This is a genomic window from Candidatus Ishikawaella capsulata Mpkobe (assembly GCF_000828515.1).
GTDB lineage: Bacteria > Pseudomonadota > Gammaproteobacteria > Enterobacterales > Enterobacteriaceae > Ishikawella > Ishikawella capsulata.
The window spans coordinates 147,197-163,355 of sequence record NZ_AP010872.1; the positions used below are offsets into that span (position 1 = coordinate 147,197).

The window sequence follows — 16,159 nt, forward strand, 5'->3', positions numbered from 1 at the left end:
CATATAAACGTATTATATTAATAAACTATAAACAGTATCAATTTATTATTTACTGAAATAAGCTTTTTATTAATATAAAATATCTTACTGTTGTAAAGTAATTGATATTATAGCTATAATATAAATAATTGTCATTAATTTTATTGAATCGTGTTATATGATAGGAGAAAAATACTTTTTATATAGTAAAAATTGAACTATTTTATTAGAAATAATATGAGGATAGATGAGAAGCTAATTTGACATATTATGCATATTTATATGTTACTTAGCTAAAAGCTTTAGCAGTTAATTAATAAATAACAACTACTATTTATGTTTTAAAAAAATTTATTTTACGTTAGATTGACAACGATCTAAAAGATGAAAACAAAGGTTCTTGTACTATATATCTATGTTACCAACGGAGGGAGTAACCGGATTAGTTGAATAACCTTTCAAATATCAATTAGTTTTGCTATGGTTAATATCTTGTGTAGGATTATATATCTAATATTTTCAAATATCACCGCACTTGCACATACAAATGCATGATGACACTACAATCACAATTAGCAATTAAATCACGTATAGAATTATCATTCTACCAATCACTAAAAAATATGCTGTACCTCAAAAAGCATGAACATCAAAATGTTGTGAAATTATCATTTCATATTTTCCTTATTAAGGATAAATATTTTTCGCTAGAAGTTTAGGCATTTTTATATCTCTACGTCCTATCACTAATTACTAGGAATATCTGATTCTCAAGCTTCAGCTTTATCAATTAATGCTCCTTCATACAAGGCATGTAGCAACTCAAAATAAGCAAATTAAAAAATTTAGGCGTTAGCGACAGATATTTACTATTGTATAAGATAAAACTATTTATGTCAGTTTTTTATATGGTTATGTACTGACTGGAGTGCCCAAAAATCCATGGATTTTACTATATTTACGTATATTCAGTAAGATTTTTAAATCTGGAGAATGCACGTGTGAACGAACTGTAATACTTATAAAATCGCATGGTCTCGTATATGATCTCGTTTATGCTATTGCTAATTTGCCAAAATTTTACCTTGATAATTAATGACTACAATAACTGCCTTAAATAGATGATTAATCAATATATTAATGATACTAATTAATTGCATTCTTCTGCAGATTACTGCTGGAACAATAGCAATTACATAAATCTCATGAATTTTTCTACTCATAATCGATTGATTAAACATTTACTAAATTTATTGAAAGCATATTTTATGCTTATGAGACAAAACGGTAGAATACTTCACAAGGTTTAATCATATTAAATTTACTACGAGCTATCTCTTCAATAATTTCAGAACTATTGTTGATAGCATCTACTTCAGCTTGTAATTGATCAATATCATTTTTGATTTTATCATTTTTTTCTTCTTGGCGGCTAATTTCTTTACTTACATGTAGGCTTTCCTTAATACCATTGTCGCCTAACCACAATGAATGTTGAAGCCATATGAATATCATTAAGAGTATTAAATTTAATTTGAATTTGTTCACTGATGTTTATATTTTTTGAAAATTAAATTTATTATAAAATACAATAAATTCAGAATATATTTATTATTCCAAAAAAGAAAATTTTTAAATTTTTTCTACAGGTTAACCATTTCCCAGAAGAGAATACCATTCTTATTTTAAGAGATAATTATTTTACGATTACGTAATAGAGCTAATATTTGGTTAGTTAAAGTTACAACGGATTGTGTACCATCAAGATGAATGTCAGGATTTTGAGGTACTTCATAAGTAGCATTAACTCCTGGGAAATAGTTTAATTTTCTTCTACGTGCTTTTTCATAAAGACCCTTAGGATCTCTTCCTTCACATATTTCCAACGGTGTGTCTACAAAAATTTCAATAAATTTTTCTTCTCCTAATAGCCGCTTTACCATTTGTCTTTCTGCTCGATAGGGAGCAATAAAAGCTGTTAATACTATTAATCCTGCATCTATCATTAGTTTCACTACTTCTCCTACACGACGTATATTTTCTTTTCGATGAACATCACTAAATCCTAAATCACAGCAAAGTCCATGACGCAAATTATCTCCATCTAAAAGATAAGTATTTATACCCATATGATATAAATAATTCTCTAAATAATCAGCAATAGTAGATTTACCAGATCCAGACAGTCCTGTAAACCATAATGCTACAGCAGGATGTTTATGTTGTATTTCTCTATCATTTCTATTTATAGAATATTTATGCCATGTTACATTGTGATTAATCATTTTGTACCATTTGTGTTGGATCGATTAATATTTATCCATTCGGGAAAATAACGACTAATTAAAATATTCAGTTCTTTTTCAAAAGAACTATAGTTTCTAATATTGTTTACTATTGGTGTCGTTTCATTAATCATACCAGCACCTATTGTCATATTAGTTAATTTGTCAATAAAAATCATGTTTCCGATGGTTCTATTGTGTTTATATTTATCCACTATAACTGGTTCAGTAAAGAATACTTCGACTAATCCAATGCTGTTAAGAGATAGACTATCATTAGGAATCTTTTGTAACGTATTAATATCAAATTGATAATGTATTTTTTCTATATATACACGCACTTTTTTCGTCATGATTTTAGCATCATACATCTCACCAATTTTTAATGGCTTATTTGTCATCCAGACAACATCAATTTTGGCATGTTGTATGGGCTTTAGTGTAGACCTCAAATCTACTAAAAAATTGCCTCTAGTAATGTCTATATCATCATGTAGCTCTAATGTAATAGCTTCACCGGTAACTGCTGTTTGTAAATTGCCATCAAAGGTAATGATACTGGTCACATGAGTTTCTATATTTGTAGGCAATACTCTAATACGCTGACCTACTTTTAACGTACCAGCAGCTAATGTACCAGCATAACCGCGAAAACAAACATTATTGCGATTAACATATTGTACAGGAAAACACATCGGTGAATAATCAGTGTCTTTTTTGATTACAATAGTTTCCAATATATTTAGCAATGTTGGACCATCATACCATTGCATAGCTGATGTGCGTTTAACGACATTATCTCCCTCTGAGGCTGAAATTGGAATGAAATGTATATCTAAATCTTCTGGCAGTTCTTTAGTGAAATTTAAATATTCTTTTTTTATTTTTTCAAATATTGATGGGTCATAATTTACAAGATCCATTTTGTTAATTGCTACTATAAAATGATTAATACCTAATAAAGTAGAAATGAAAGTATGCCTAATTGTTTGATTTAACATACCTTTACATGCATCAATAAGTAAAATTGCTAAATCACACGTCGAAGCTCCAGTAGCCATATTACGTGTATATTGTTCATGACCTGGGGTATCTGCAATAATAAACTTACGTTTTTCAGTAGAAAAATAACGATAAGCAACATCGATAGTAATTCCTTGTTCACGTTCTGCTTGTAACCCATCTACTAATAGAGACCAATCAACTTTCTCACCATAAATACCTTGCTTTTTACTATCATTTTGTAATGTCAAAAATTGATCTATATGAATTTGATTGGTATCATGTAATAAACGACCAATCAATGTACTTTTCCCATCATCTACACTGCCACATGTCATAAAACGTAATAAACTATTTTTTTGCTGAGAAGATAACCAAGATTCTAAATCTCTCTCTTGAAATAATTTTTTTGAAGTAATGGAAGCTTTCATATTAATATATCCTTAGAAATAGCCCTGGCGTTTCTTTAATTCCATAGAGTTTGAATGGTCATGATCAATAATACGTGCATGGCGTTCACTGGTATTTGAAACTAACATTTCTTCAATAATTTCTTTTATATTTTTTGCATTAGACTCTATTGCTCCTGTTAAAGGCCAACATCCTAAGGTACGAAAACGCACCATTCTTTGTTTAACCACTTCTCCAGCCTCTAAGCAAAGACGATCATCATCTACCATGATCAGCATACCATTTCTTTCTAAAATAGGACGAATATCTGCAAAATAAAGAGGAACGATTGGAATGCTTTCTAGAAAGATATACTGCCAAATATCGAGTTCAGTCCAATTAGATAACGGAAATACTCGCATACTTTCATTGCTATTAATTTGACCATTATAGTTATTCCATAATTCTGGTCGTTGATTTCTAGGATCCCAACAATGAAATTTATCTCTAAATGAATAAATTCTTTCCTTAGCTCTAGATTTTTCTTCATCTCTACGTGCTCCACCAAGGGCAGCATCAAATCTGTATTTGTTTAATGCTTGTTTTAATCCTTCCGTTTTCATAATATCAGTATATTTAGTGCTGCCATGAATAAATGGATTTATTTTCATGGAAATACCTTCAGGATTAGAATACACTTTCATTTCTAATTGAAATTTTTTCGCTATATAATCACGGAATTTATACATATCCTGAAATTTCCAACCCGTATCAATATGTAATAATGGAAAAGGTAATTTATTAGGATAAAAAGCTTTATTTGCTAAATGTAACATTACAGAAGAATCTTTTCCGATAGAATACATCATCACCGGATTATTAAAATCAGAAACTACTTCACGAAAAATATAGATGCTCTCCGCTTCTAATTGACGCAGATGAGTCAACTTTCTTGCATCCATAAGCGTTCCTTAAACTTTTTTAAGAATAAATAATGCTATTTATGCTAATTTGCATTGTGAAACCAAGTTAATTGTTTATGGAGATCAACAACTTCACCTATTACTAATAGAGTTGGACTAAGAGTGTTGGTTGAAAGTTTTTCAAGATACTTTAACTGACCAATCAATACTTGTTGATTTTTATTTGTACCACTACTAATAACAGCTACTGGTGTTTGTGGTGAACGCCCATGCTTTATTAATTCAGCACTAATTTCTGCTGCTTTCATTGCACTCATATAAATAGCTAAAGTTTGACGTTCACATGCCAATGAAAGCCAGTCAATATTATTTTTATTTGTTTTACCCTGAGCAGTAATAAATATTACTTTCTGTGCATAATCCCGATGAGTTAATGGGATGCCTGCATATATACTAGCCCCAATAGCAGCTGTAATGCCCGGTACTACCTGAAATGGAATACCTGCTTGATATGCAGCTTGTAGCTCTTCAGCTCCTCGTCCAAAAATAAATGGATCACCTCCTTTAAGGCGAACTACTCTTTTACCTTGTTTAGCTAGTTTTATCAGTAAATCGTTAGTTTTTTCTTGAGAAATAGAATGATATCCCGCTCGTTTACCTACACAAATAAATTCAGCATCTCGTCTCACCATTTCTAATACTTCTTTACTTACAAGATAATCATAAAGCACTACATCAGCTAATTGCATCACCTGTAGAGCACGTAATGTAAGCAAGCCACTATCTCCTGGACCAGCTCCTACTAAAATGATTTCTCCTTTGTTAGAATGATGATTATTTAATTCATGAACAAGGACTTCCTGAGCTTTTCTAATATTTCCCATTGTTACGTAACTAGGAAATAATCCCGTAAACAAACGTTCCCAAAAATAACGACGTTCGGAAAATTTAAGTTTTTGTTTTACTTTATCACGCCACTGACCGGCTAGTTTAGCTATTTTACCTATGTTAGTAGGCAATAAAGCTTCTATTTTTTCTCGTAGTAATCGAGATAATACAGGAGCAGTACCACTGGAGGAAATTCCAATAATTATTGGAGAACGGTTAATAATAGAAGGAAATATAAAACTACAAAAGACGGGGTTATCAACGACATTTACTAACTTATGATAATAAGTGGCTGCTGTAAAAACCTGCTTATTTAACTTATTATCATTAGTTGCCGCTACCACTAAAAAAACTTTTTTTAACTGTGATACATGAAAATCATTTGCAATCCATTTTATTTTATCTTTTTTTTGTAAAATTTGTAATTCTTTACACAGTTTATGAGCAACAATCTTTACATTTGCTCCAGAACTGTTTAACAGTCTAATTTTTCTTGCTGCGATATTTCCACCACCAACAACTAAAACTGATCGACCATTAAGATCTGTAAAGATAGGAAGATAGTGCACGTTAACCTTAATAGATTAAATACTATTTTAAATAAATATATGTTGGTTGTTTATTATAAATGAAATTACTAATTGTAATGAGTAGTTACCTAATCGAATAATGTATTAATAAAATTCCTCATTTTAAATAATTTATTTAGTATTTTCGTGTAGACCACACTCACGCTTTAAACCAAAAAATCTTGTTTCTTCTTCTGATATATCTGGAGTTAATATTTTGGTAGTATGAATATCTCCTACAGAAACGTATCCTTTTCGCCACAATGGATGATATTGTAACTTATGTTTGTTGATATAATTAGCGACCTGATCATCATTCCAATCAATTATTGGAAAAAATTTAAAAACATTATTCTGAATTTGCACAATGGGTAAATTCGCCCTACTATGAGACTGAACACGCCTAAGTCCTGCAAACCACGTTTGAATATTTAATGTTTTTAAAGCGGTATTTATAGGTTCCACTTTATTAAGTTTATTATATTTATCAATACCTTCAATACCTTGTTCCCAGAGTTTACCATAACGTGCTTCTTGCCAAGCAGGTGATATATTTGAACGAAATACCATTAGGTTGAGTCGCATGTTTTTTGTTAGTTCATCAATAAAATGATAAGTTTCAGGAAATAAATAACCCGTATCAATTGTAACAATGGGAATGTCGGGAGCTTGGCAAGTTAATAAATGCAAAGATACAGCCGCTTGAATGCCAAAGCTCGAAGATAGCATAAAATTGATAGGCATATGTTCTAAAGCCCAGCTAACACGCTTCTCTGCCGAAAAGCTGGCTAATTTAATATTTATTTCATTTAGTAAACTAATGCGTTCATCTTGAGGGATATTTTTTATTACAGGTACTTTCATTAAGTTTTCCTACTTTTTAGGTCCAAAAATCTTTAGCTGGATCTATTACTGGTATAATGATACCACTACGTATAACAAAATCACCAAAAGATTCTGTATTAATGCGATTTTTTGCCCAATAACCAATTAGCTCATCTATTATATTAATAATTTGATTTTCTGTTATATTTTCTCGATATATACGAGGAATACGGGTTCCAATTCTATTACCACCAATATATAAATTATAATGTCCTTTTGTCTTACCTATTAGTCCTATTTCCGCTAGCATAGCTCTAGCACAACCATTAGGGCAACCACTTACACGTAATACTATATACTCATCTGCTAAACCATAATGATCCAAAATTTTTTCTACCTTAGTAACTAATAATGGAAGAAAACGTTCTGCTTCTGCCATTGCTAATGGACAAGTAGGAAAGGATACACAAGCCATCGAATTTTCACGTTGTTTACTGACTCCTTCTATGAGGCCATATTGTCTTGCAATTTGTTCAATGTTATTTTTTTCTCCTTCTGATACACCTGCTACTATTAAATTCTGATTTGCTGTTAAGCGAAAATTACCTTGATGAATTTTAGCAATATTGGAAATTCCTGTTTTTAAACAACGTCCAGGATAATCAATTAATCTTCCATTTTCAATGAAAAGAGTTAAATGCCATTTATTATCTATCCCTTTAATCCATCCAAATCTATCTCCACGTGTAATAAACTCATAAGGACGAATTGGCTCAAAAATTAATTGAGCTCTTTTTTGTAATTCCTTTTTAAAAATATCAAGGCCAACACGTTCTAACGTATATTTAGTTTTAGCATTACTCCTATTAACACGATTCCCCCAATCACGTTGTATAGTAACTACAGCAGTTGCTACTTCTAATGTTTTTTCTAAAGGCAGATAACCTATCTCTTTTGCAGTACATGGATATGTTTCTTTCTTACCATATTCCATAGATAATCCACCACCTACCAAAAGGTTAAAACCTAATATCTTATTCTTTTCTACTACTGCAATAAAATTAAGGTCATTAGCATGCAAATCCACTTCATTATGAGGAGGTACTACTACAGTAGTTTTAAATTTTCTCGGTAAATATGTTTCACCTAAAATAGGTTCACAATCAGCTGTTGATTTTTTTTGTTGATCTAACCAAATCTCTACGTAAGCATGTGTATGTGGTAAAAGATGTTCAGAAATTCTTTTTGCCCATATATAAGCTTCTTGATGTAATACTGATTCTACCGGATTAGAAGAACACATAACATTGCGGTTAACATCATTAGCAGTAGCTAATGCATCTAAGCCAATTGAGTATAACATTTGATGCGCTCTTTTTAAATCTTTCTTTAATATACCATGAAACTGAAAAGTTTGACGATTAGTTAGTCGAATACTGCCATAAATTGTTCTGTCAGTAGCAAATTTATCTATAGCTAACCATTGTTGAGTACTTATAATACCACCAGGTAAACGACAACGTAGCATCATAGCATAACGTGGCTCTAGTTTTTGCAATATTCTTTCAGCTCTAATATCACGATCATCTTGTTGATACATTCCGTGAAATCGAATCAGCATAATATTATCGCCATTAAAACCACCAGTTAATGCATCTTGTAGATCTTCAACTATAGTGCCACGCAGATAATTACTGCTTTTTTTTAAGCGTTCTGTATCAGAAAATTTGCCATCAATAACTAATGGTCCGATATGTCGAGTACTCATTAATAAACATCTCGCTGATAACGGCGCTCAGAGCGCAATTGGTTTAAAAAATTGTTGGCTTCCTCTAAATCCATATTACCGTATTTTGATATTACATCCAACAATGCTTTTTCAACATCTTTTGCCATATAATTAGCATTCCCACATACATAAATATATGCATTTTCTTGAATCCAATCCCATAATATTTTACCTTTCTCCCTAATTTTATGTTGAACATAAATTTTTTCTCTTTGGTCTTGAGACCAAGCAAGATCGATTTTGGTTAATAAGCCTTTTTTAACATATCTTTGCCACTCAACTTGATATAAAAAATCTTCAGTGAATTTTTGATTACCAAAGAAAAGCCAATTTTTTCCCTTAGCTCCTTCATGATCACGTTGCTGCATAAAAGCCCGAAAAGGGGCAATACCCGTACCAGAACAGATCATAACAATAGGTGTATCTAAGTTTTTAGGAAGGCGAAAACTATCATTAGTTTTTATAAAAATACGAATTTTGTCATTATTTGGAGAACAAGATGCTAAATATCTGGATGCTCCTCCTGAACGAATTCTATTATTAATCTTGTAGCATATTATACTAACAGTAATATGTATTTCATTTTCTACTTCATCTTGAGATGAAGAAATAGAATAAAAACGTGGTTTTAAAGGACGTAATAATTTTATCAAATCCATGGCTTGTATTTTGGCAGGAGCTTCTCGAATCATTTCAATTAGAGGAATTTTTTTGCAATAATTGCGTAATTTTATTTTATCCTTCACTATATTTAATAAGGTTTTATTGTTGGATAATACAGCATATTTCTCTACAATCTGGGGGGTATTAACAGTAAGTTCCAAATAATTTTGAAGTGCTTCTTCTAGTGATAAAGTTTGATTTTGTAGTTTAACTGTTTCAGTGGGCAAACACATTAGATTTGTTAATTCTTTTACTAATTCATAATCATTTTGATACCAAATACCAACTGTATCACCAGGTTGATATTTGATCATAGAATCTTGAATATCTATTTCAATATGTCGTATATCTTTATTAGATTTTCTTCCAGTGATTTTTTGATTAAGAGCAATATTTGCACTAAATGGATTTTCTTTTGTATAACATTTTTCTGGTATTTGATGAGAGGATCTAGAATTCATTAGAATCGGTGAATCTAAATTTCTTTTTTGCACATATTGGGAAATAATACTGGTAATTTGTTGACGCCAACAAACAGCTTGTTCAGTATAATCTATATCTGCGTCTACACGATTTAATAAACGCTCAGCTCCTAATTGCTCTAATCTTTTATCAAGATCTTTTCCTATCTTGTTAAAAAATTCATAAGATTTATCACCTAAACCAAAAATAGCAAAAGCTGTTTTATTAAGTTTTATTTTTTTTGACATTAAAAAGTTATACAGCACTACAGCTTCTTCTGGTGGTTCTCCCTCTCCATATGTAGAAGTTATAATAATTAGTATTTTTTCCTGATCAATTTTTTTAAAATTATAATCATTAGCATTTAATAAGTTAACATCTAATTTTTCTACTAATAGATCATCTTTTAATTGTTCAGCAACAAGACGTGCATTACCGGTTTGTGATGCGGAAATAATGGTGATAACGAAAGTAGAATCTACATTTTTTATACAATTATTTTCATTCACTAATCCCCAGAAGTAACCAGAAAGCCAAGCGATTTCATTTTTAGAAAGATCAGCTATTATTTTTTGTAATTTTTCAAATCGATCAAGTTTTAACGGAATTGAAAAATCTTGAGGAAACTCATTTATCATCGTAGTACACAATACCTACTAACAATCTATAGTATTATTAATATAATTGCTTAGATTACTGATGTACATACGTATCTTTAAATAAAGCTTTGATATATTAAATAACAAAAATTACTAATTAAACAGATAAATTATATAGATCAAATTCCAAGTGTTCAATGAGGGTTTATTAAATAATTATTCTTGTTATGTTTTGTTCTATATACCTTCTTATCCACATTATTAAAATTATTTTTTATCAAGTTGTACCCAACAATAATTAATATTATTAAAATAGTTACTTACGTGACATTAGCAAAATAATTGTTATTAAAGCTAAAGTTCACATAATACTAATGATTATCTTAAATATAACACTAAATATATTGATATTGTTATATCAAAAAGATATATTAATATTGTCCTTTAACTTCTCGTCTTCCATTAAAACAGGATTTATCCCCTAATAATTCTTCTATTCGGATCAACTGATTATATTTTGATAAACGTTCTGAGCGACTCATAGAACCTGTTTTTATTTGGCCTGCCATAGTACCTACAGCTAGATCAGCAATAGTTGTATCTTCAGTTTCTCCTGAGCGATGGGAAATTATTGTTGTATAATTAGCATTTTTTGCCATTTTAATAGTAGATAAGGTTTCTGAAAGAGTTCCTATTTGGTTTAATTTTATTAAAATAGAATTAGCAATTCCTTTTTCAATACCTTTTTTTAAAATTTTAGTATTAGTCACAAATAAATCATCACCGACTAATTGAATTTTATTACCGAGCACTTTAGTTTGGTAAGCAAAACCTATCCAATCAGATTCATCTAACCCATCTTCAATAGAAATAATAGGATATTTTTTGGTTAATTTTTCCAAAAAATGAGTAAACTCTTGATAATTAAGTTCTTTTGCTCCTTCACTCATTAAAACATATTTACCATTTCTATAAAATTCTGAAGCAGCACAATCTATGGCTAAAGTGATATCTTTTCCTAATTCATAATTAGCTCTTTGTACTGCTTCTGAAATAATTTCTAGTGCTTGAATATTAGAATCAAAATTAGGAGCATAACCACCTTCATCTCCTACTGCTATAGTCATGCTATTTTGTTTTAATACTTTTGCTAAATGATGAAATATTTCACAACTCATACGAATTGCTTCTTTTATGTTAATAGCGCTAACTGGTTGTATCATAAATTCTTGAATATCTACATTATTATCAGCATGAGCACCACCATTTATAATATTAATCATAGGTAATGGCATAGAAAACTTGTTTGGAGTACCATTTAGTTCTGCAATATGCTCATATAGATACTTACCGTTAGCCACAGCAGCAGCTTTTGCAACAGCTAAAGAAACTGCTAGAATAGTATTCGCTCCGAAATGAGCTTTATTTTCTGTACCATCTAAATCTATCATGATTTTATCAATATTTACTTGATCCTCAGCATCTTTTCCTTGAAGGGCTGTATTAATTGGGCCATTAATTATAGCGACACATTTAACTACACCTTTACCTAAAAAACGTGCTATATTATTATCTCGTAACTCTAATGCTTCACGAGACCCAGTTGAAGCACCGGAAGGCGAAGAAGCTAAACCAATATAACCACCTTCTAAATGCACTTCAGCTTCAACAGTAGGGTTACCACGAGAATCAATGATTTCTCTACCAATTACTTTTATAATTTTAGACATGAGATTAACCTTTAATTAATTTAATAAAATTAATAACTTGTTATATATTAAGTGAAACTTTTCTGAGAATTCTTTTGATATTCATGTGCGGCTTTTATAAAAGCAGTAAATAATGGATGACCATAACGTGGTGTAGAGTTAAATTCAGGATGAAATTGACACCCAATAAACCAAGGATGATCTGATATTTCAATGATTTCCACTAATCTATTATTAGAACGACCTACAATACGCATGCCAGCTTCTTCTATTGGTTTCAAAAGAAAATTATTCACTTCATATCTATGACGATGTCGTTCAAATATAATATCAGTATTATAAATTTTTCTTACTAAACTATTAGGAATTAATTTACACTGTTGACTACCAAGACGCATGGTCCCACCTAAATAAGTTTCATTATGGTATTGTTTTTTATCTTCATTTAAGATATGACTACTGGTCAATACTACTAATGGATATTTACAATCAGGTGAAAATTCTGTTGAATCAGCGTTTTTGATACCAGCTACATTTCTAGCATATTCTATTAATGCTATCTGCATACCAAGACAAATACCTAGGTAAGGTATTTTATTTTCTCTGGCATATTTTGTACTTATCAATGTACCTTCTATCCCACTACTTCCAAATCCTCCTGGAACCAAAATACCTGCTAAACTTTTTAAAAGTTCCACACCCTTCCTTTCAATCTCTCTAGAATCTATAAACTTAATATTTACTGTAATTCTATTCTTCAAACCACCATGTTGAAGTGCTTCAATAACAGATTTATAAGCATCTGGTAACTCTACATATTTACCTACCATACCTATGGTAACTTTATCAATAGGCTTAGCTTCAGTATCAACAATTTTTTTCCATTCACTTAAATTAGCTAGAGGGACTTGTAATTTAAAATATTGGCAAATATATTTATCTAAATTTTGTGATTCTAATAAAAATAGAATATTATATATAGGATTAACATCAATTAATGAAATAACTGCTTTGTCTAATATGTTACAAAATGATGCTATTTTAGCACGTGTATTTATTGATACTGCTTGATTTGAACGACAAATTAATACATCTGGTTGAATACCGATAGACAGCAGCTCCTTTACTGAATGTTGAGTGGGCTTAGTTTTGAATTCTCTTGCTGCGGCTATATAAGGTACTAAAGTTAAATGAATATACATAGTATGTCTACGACTTAAATCCACAGCCATTTGACGAATTGCTTCTAAAAATGGTAGAGACTCTATATCGCCTACTGTACCTCCTATTTCTACTAGTATTATATCATATCCTTTGGCACACTTTATTATACGTTCTTTAATTGCATTAGTAATATGAGGAATTACCTGAACAGTTGCTCCTAAATAATCACCTCTTCTTTCTTTTCGCAATACTTCAGAATATATCTGTCCAGAAGTTAGATTATTATATTTGGACATTTTAGTACGAATAAAACGTTCATAGTGACCTAAATCTAAATCTGTTTCTGCGCCATCTTCCGTTACAAAAACTTCACCGTGCTGCATAGGACTTATAGTTCCCGGATCAATATTTATATAAGGATCTAATTTCATTATTGTGACTTTGAGATTTCGTGCTTCTAATATCGCGGCAAGGGAAGCTGTAGTAATTCCCTTACCCAACGAAGATGCTACTCCGCCTGTTACAAAAATATAATTTGTTTGCATTGTAAATTTGTCTGAATTAAAAACTCTATAAATTATAATATATATCTTTATATTATAACCTAAGAGGTTATACTTATATACAAGATTTTCAAATCAAGTATCTAATTTAACATATGGCTAATAGACAATTAACCATTGTAATTATATCAAATTTCAATACAAATATACAATAGCGACTTACATTGTTATCAATAGTATAAAATATGTAAATTAGTATTATACATGATGTTACAATCTGGCAAGAATATTTCTTTTTTTTATTAATTAATTTTGCTATATATTTTTCACGATCAATTCTACTTTAATGTAATAAATTAGCAATATGATTGCTAATCAATCCTATTGTAAATAGCAAAATATAATCTTATAATTGCTCTTTCAATCGTGCTATTACTAAGCAATTAGCTATTGGTACATAGATACTCGTACTAATTTTCTTTTATTGCTATAAGTTCTTATTATCTCCGCAAAAGAAACCATACATTCTGCTAATTTAATGACTAAATATCTAAAATATTCTACTGTTGTTAATATTATTTAGGGACTATAAAACATTTATTAAAAATTTTGCGGTTAAACCAGCTAGCTAATACACTTCTCTAATGAAGAGCAATAAATGATGTGCTTATTGAAATCACAAAAATTTAAGTAATTTATTTTGCGTTACAGTTATTATATATGATTTACTAAAGTAGATCATATCTACATAAATATTTATTAATATAATTTGATACTATTAATATCATACACTTAGATAGTTATATCTATTCATAATTAGCTTAAAAAAATACTTGCATTTATATACCACTGAGAGTATATTAGTTTTTATCAATAGTTTGCGGGGTGGAGCAGCCTGGTAGCTCGTCGGGCTCATAACCCGAAGGTCGTCGGTTCAAATCCGGCCCCCGCCACCACTACTATTATAGCTCGCATATTACCAATGACATTTTAATATAATTATAGTCTTTTATTAAGATGTGCTCCACGCCATAAATAACCATAATAAAAATCAATTTATTGAGGTTTTTCTTGTGAAAACCCGCACTACAGAACTTGTTCAAGGATTGCGTCATACTATTCCATATATTAATATTCACCATGGTAAAGTTTTTATCATAATGCTTAATGGTGAATCAATAGAACATGAAAATTTTTCTAGTATCATACATGATATTGGGTTATTAAGTAGTTTAGGTATCCGTATTGTGATAGTATATGGTGCACGACCACAGATCAATAATAAACTCAAAGAAAATAAAATTCATTCTATCTATCATAAGTGTACACGTATAACAGACTTTAAAACATTAGAAATAATCAAGCAAGTCACTGGTAGTTTACAGTTAGATATTACAGCACGTTTATCCATGAGTCTGAATAGTACTACATGGCAGAGAACGAGAAATTGTATTAATGTTGTAAGTGGCAATTTTATTACTGCTCAACCATTAGGTATTGAAGAAGGTATTGATTACTGTCATAGTGGGCGTATTCGCAGGATTGATGAAGAATCGATTTATTCTCATCTTGATAATCATGCTATTGTCTTAATTGGTCCTCTGGCAGGCTCTATAATAGGAGAAAGTTTTAATCTAACTTCTGAAGAAGTAGCTACTCAAATTGCCATCAAATTGCAAGCAGAAAAATTAATTGGTTTTGGCCCTTATCAAGGAGTAGTTAAGAGCAATAATGAGATTATCTCTGAGCTGTTTCCTAATGAAGTAGAGCATTATATTAATAATATACAAAATATCAACGAGTGTCTCTGTGTAAAACTTTTTTTACGTGGAGCAGTTCAAGCATGTCGCAGTGGTGTAAAACGTAGTCACATAATAAGCTATAAAGAAAATGGAGCACTTTTACAAGAAATATTTTCGCGTGAAGGTATTGGTACACAAATAGTTATGCAATCATCTGAACAAATTTGCCGAGCTACTATAGATGATATCGGTGGGATATTACAGCTTATTCGACCATTGGAAGAACAAGGAATTTTAGTAAGAAGATCAAGAAAACAGTTAGAGAGAGAAATTGAGCAATTTCTCATCATTGTACGGGATAATTTAATAATTGGTTGTGCTGCTCTCTATCCTTTTCATAAGGAAAAAATTGGAGAATTAGCGTGTGTAGCAGTACATCCTGAATATCGTAGTTCAGAAAGGGGTGATATTTTATTGGAACGTATTATAGTTCAGGCTCGCCAAATAGGCCTGAAAAAGATATTTGTACTCACTACGCATAGCATTCATTGGTTCCAAGAGCGTGGATTTAAACCAGTCGATATAGAATCATTACCAGAAAGTAAAAAGAAGATGTATAACTACCAAAGACGCTCTAAAGTATTAATAGCGGAATTAATATAGATTG

12 protein-coding genes and 1 tRNA gene are annotated in these 16,159 nt (G+C 30.6%); 2 read left to right on the plus strand and 11 right to left on the minus strand.

Annotated elements, in window-relative coordinates; translation table 11 throughout:
- Positions 1 to 1,043 precede the first annotated feature (1,043 nt).
- The 11 genes from ICMP_RS03425 to ICMP_RS00655 all read right to left on the minus strand — a co-directional run bounded on the left by ICMP_RS03425 (position 1,044) and on the right by ICMP_RS00655 (position 13,792).
- Complete coding sequence (locus tag ICMP_RS03425; RefSeq protein ID WP_158386955.1) at positions 1,044 to 1,220, minus strand: hypothetical protein; 177 nt, start codon at positions 1,218 to 1,220, stop codon at positions 1,044 to 1,046.
- A 31-nt stretch (positions 1,221 to 1,251) separates the two neighbouring features.
- On the minus strand, positions 1,252 to 1,494 hold the full coding sequence (locus ICMP_RS00610; protein WP_052456798.1) for a septum formation initiator family protein: 243 nt from the start codon (positions 1,492 to 1,494) through the stop codon (positions 1,252 to 1,254).
- A 170-nt stretch (positions 1,495 to 1,664) separates the two neighbouring features.
- A complete protein-coding gene (cysC, locus tag ICMP_RS00615; RefSeq protein ID WP_041068784.1) occupies positions 1,665 to 2,264 on the minus strand; it encodes an adenylyl-sulfate kinase in 600 nt (199 codons plus the stop codon).
- Positions 2,261 to 3,697 carry a sulfate adenylyltransferase subunit CysN gene (gene cysN / locus ICMP_RS00620; protein WP_052456799.1) on the minus strand — a complete coding sequence of 479 codons (1,437 nt, stop codon included), beginning with the start codon at positions 3,695 to 3,697 and terminating at the stop codon, positions 2,261 to 2,263. The genes cysC and cysN overlap by 4 nt, the downstream gene beginning before the upstream one ends.
- 12 nt (positions 3,698 to 3,709) lie before the next feature.
- A complete protein-coding gene (gene cysD, locus ICMP_RS00625) occupies positions 3,710 to 4,618 on the minus strand; it encodes a sulfate adenylyltransferase subunit CysD (RefSeq protein ID WP_041068787.1) in 909 nt (302 codons plus the stop codon).
- 44 nt (positions 4,619 to 4,662) lie between these two features.
- On the minus strand, positions 4,663 to 6,036 hold the full coding sequence (gene cysG, locus ICMP_RS00630; protein ID WP_052456800.1) for a siroheme synthase CysG: 1,374 nt from the start codon (positions 6,034 to 6,036) through the stop codon (positions 4,663 to 4,665).
- Positions 6,037 to 6,168: 132 nt separating this feature from the next.
- Positions 6,169 to 6,900: a phosphoadenylyl-sulfate reductase gene (locus tag ICMP_RS00635; RefSeq protein ID WP_041068790.1), complete on the minus strand. Its 732-nt coding sequence runs from the start codon at positions 6,898 to 6,900 to the stop codon at positions 6,169 to 6,171.
- Positions 6,901 to 6,916: 16 nt separating this feature from the next.
- Positions 6,917 to 8,629: an assimilatory sulfite reductase (NADPH) hemoprotein subunit gene (gene cysI / locus ICMP_RS00640; protein WP_041068793.1), complete on the minus strand. Its 1,713-nt coding sequence runs from the start codon at positions 8,627 to 8,629 to the stop codon at positions 6,917 to 6,919.
- Positions 8,629 to 10,413 (minus strand): NADPH-dependent assimilatory sulfite reductase flavoprotein subunit, encoded by a 1,785-nt coding sequence (cysJ, locus tag ICMP_RS00645; protein WP_041068796.1) that lies wholly within the window; start codon positions 10,411 to 10,413, stop codon positions 8,629 to 8,631. The genes cysI and cysJ overlap by 1 nt, the downstream gene beginning before the upstream one ends.
- Positions 10,414 to 10,805: 392 nt before the next feature.
- On the minus strand, positions 10,806 to 12,104 hold the full coding sequence (gene eno / locus ICMP_RS00650; RefSeq protein ID WP_041068798.1) for a phosphopyruvate hydratase: 1,299 nt from the start codon (positions 12,102 to 12,104) through the stop codon (positions 10,806 to 10,808).
- Between the two features lie 47 nt (positions 12,105 to 12,151).
- Entirely contained in the window at positions 12,152 to 13,792 is a 1,641-nt protein-coding gene (locus ICMP_RS00655) for a CTP synthase (protein WP_041068800.1), read from the minus strand.
- 837 nt (positions 13,793 to 14,629) lie between these two features.
- Here ICMP_RS00655 and ICMP_RS00660 point away from each other — a divergent pair.
- Positions 14,630 to 14,706 (plus strand) — tRNA-Met (locus ICMP_RS00660).
- 117 nt (positions 14,707 to 14,823) lie between these two features.
- Positions 14,824 to 16,155, plus strand: coding sequence for an amino-acid N-acetyltransferase (gene argA, locus ICMP_RS00665; RefSeq protein ID WP_041068802.1), 1,332 nt, complete (start codon positions 14,824 to 14,826; stop codon positions 16,153 to 16,155).
- Positions 16,156 to 16,159 lie beyond the last annotated feature (4 nt).

What these genes read in the sequence shown, in the direction of transcription:
- ICMP_RS03425 (WP_158386955.1), bottom strand. Translation starts at nt 1,220, where the DNA reads ATGTTTAATCAATCGATTATGAGTAGAAAAATTCATGAGATTTATGTA.
- ICMP_RS00610 (WP_052456798.1), bottom strand. Translation starts at nt 1,494, where the DNA reads ATGATATTCATATGGCTTCAACATTCATTGTGGTTAGGCGACAATGGT.
- cysC (WP_041068784.1), bottom strand. Translation starts at nt 2,264, where the DNA reads ATGATTAATCACAATGTAACATGGCATAAATATTCTATAAATAGAAAT.
- cysN (WP_052456799.1), bottom strand. Translation starts at nt 3,697, where the DNA reads ATGAAAGCTTCCATTACTTCAAAAAAATTATTTCAAGAGAGAGATTTA.
- cysD (WP_041068787.1), bottom strand. Translation starts at nt 4,618, where the DNA reads ATGGATGCAAGAAAGTTGACTCATCTGCGTCAATTAGAAGCGGAGAGC.
- ICMP_RS00635 (WP_041068790.1), bottom strand. Translation starts at nt 6,900, where the DNA reads ATGAAAGTACCTGTAATAAAAAATATCCCTCAAGATGAACGCATTAGT.
- cysI (WP_041068793.1), bottom strand. Translation starts at nt 8,629, where the DNA reads ATGAGTACTCGACATATCGGACCATTAGTTATTGATGGCAAATTTTCT.
- cysJ (WP_041068796.1), bottom strand. Translation starts at nt 10,413, where the DNA reads ATGATAAATGAGTTTCCTCAAGATTTTTCAATTCCGTTAAAACTTGAT.
- eno (WP_041068798.1), bottom strand. Translation starts at nt 12,104, where the DNA reads ATGTCTAAAATTATAAAAGTAATTGGTAGAGAAATCATTGATTCTCGT.
- ICMP_RS00655 (WP_041068800.1), bottom strand. Translation starts at nt 13,792, where the DNA reads ATGCAAACAAATTATATTTTTGTAACAGGCGGAGTAGCATCTTCGTTG.